Raw genomic sequence first — 1,964 nt, forward strand, 5'->3', positions numbered from 1 at the left:
TAGCCGGGCTCGGGGGCGGTGCGGGGCAGGTCGGGGCGGGGCGGGTCGGTGCGGGCCGGGTGCCCGGCGCCGCCCCGGGCGGCGGTCGGCAGGGCGAGTTCGGCCCAGACGGTCTTGCCGCCCGGGGTGCGGCGGGTGCCCCAGCGCAGGCTGGACCGGGCGACGATGAGCAGGCCGCGGCCGCTCTCGTCCTGCGGGCCGGCGCGGCGCGGGCGCGGCTGGGCGGCCTCGGTGTCGGAGACCTCGCAGACGAGCACCTCGTGCCGGATCAGGCGCAAGTGCAGGGGGGCCGCGCCGTGCAGGACGGCGTTGGTGACGAGTTCGCCGACGATCAGTCCGGCGGTGGCCGCCAGGTCCGCCAGGCCCCACGCCGCCAGCCGGTCGGCGACCAGCGAGCGGGCCCGGCCGGCGCCGGCCGGGTCGGCGGGGATCTCCCAGCCGGCGACCTCGTCGTCGCGCAGGAAGCGGGGGCGCGCCAGAAGCAGCGTGGCGTCGTCGGCCACGGCGCTGGTCGGGATCGTGCCGAACGCCGACGCGCACAGATCCTCGAGCGAGGCGTCGGCGGGGGCGAGGGACGCGGCCAGGCGCTCGATCCCGAAGTCGATGTCGTGGTCGCGGGTCTCGACCAGGCCGTCGGAGTACAGCGCGATCGTGCAGCCCTCGGCGAGTTCGAACTCGGCGGACTCGAAGAGCAGCAGTCCCAGGCCGAGCGGCGCGCCGGCCGGGACGTAGGGCAGGCTCGCTCCGGCCACCGGGTCGGTGATCACGGGTGGCGGGTGGCCGGCCCTGGCCACGGTCAGGCGCCTGGTGATGGGGTCGTAGACGGCGTAGAGGCAGGTGGCCCCCATGGCGACCGGCAGGGCGCTGCTCCCGGTGTCCTCCTCGTCGAGGTGCATCACCGTGCGGTCGAGGCAGGCGAGGAGTTCGTCGGGCGGCAGGTCCAGGTCGGCCAGTGTGCGCACCGCGGTCCGGAGCCGGCCCATGCTGGCCGCCGCGTTGATGCCGTGGCCGACCACGTCGCCGACGACCAGGGCGGTGCGGGCGCCGCTGAGCGGGATCACGTCGTACCAGTCGCCGCCCACCCCGTCGGCCAGGTCGGCGGGGACGTACTGCCAGGCGACCTCCAGCGTGCTGCCCGCGTCGAGCCGGTGCGGGAGCAGGTTGCGTTGCAGGGCCAGGGCCGCGGTGCGCTCGCGGGCGTACCGGCGGGCGTTGTCCAGGCTCAGTGCGGCCCGGGCGACGAGTTCCTCGGCCAGGATCAGGTCGTCCTCCTCGAACGGCGCCTGGTTGCGGCTGCGGACGAAGACCGCGCAGCCGAGCACCTCGCCGCGCGCCCGCAGCGCGGTGATCATCAGCGAGTGCATGCCGGTCTCCCGGGCGACGCGGGCCCGCTTCGGGTCCTCGTTCAGCCAGCCGCCCGGGGAGAGGTCCAAGACCGGCTCCAGGACCGATCTGCCGGTTCTGACGACGTCGACGAAGGGCGAGGACGGCGAGACGTAGATCACCTCGCCGCGGCCCCACTGCGATTCGCGGCCCTGGTGGATGGAGGCGGCCCCGCCGCGCCGGAAGACGGCGGCCCGCCCGTCCTGCTCCTCCAGCCGGGCCAGCGGTTCGTCGCCGAGCGGGACGGACTCGGCGAGGTCGACGGTGACGAAGTCGGCCAGCAGCGGGACCGCGTACTCGGCGAGTTCCTGCGCGGTCCTCATCACGTCCAGGGTGGTGCCGATGCGGGTGCCGGCCTCGCTGAGCAGGTCCAGGCGGGCGCGGGCCCGGCGGTTCGCGGTGACGTCCGCGCGCAGGCCGACGACGCCCAGCGGGACGCCGTCCGCGCCGTCGACGCGATAGAAGGAGATGGAGTAGGTGTGCTTGCGGTGCGGGCTGTCCCCCGGGGTCCGCCGGGTGAACTCGTAGCCGAGGACCGGGACGCCGGTGTCCAGGACCTGCCGCATCACCGCTTCGAAGGG

General features: G+C 75.5%; 1 protein-coding gene. It reads right to left on the minus strand.

Features of this window, described 5'->3' with window-relative positions:
• Positions 1–1,964: ATP-binding SpoIIE family protein phosphatase (locus GA0115240_RS14645; protein WP_176725079.1), on the minus strand; the 1,964-nt coding region annotated here is incomplete at both ends.

Source organism: Streptomyces sp. DvalAA-14 (assembly GCF_900091855.1).
GTDB lineage: Bacteria > Actinomycetota > Actinomycetes > Streptomycetales > Streptomycetaceae > Actinacidiphila.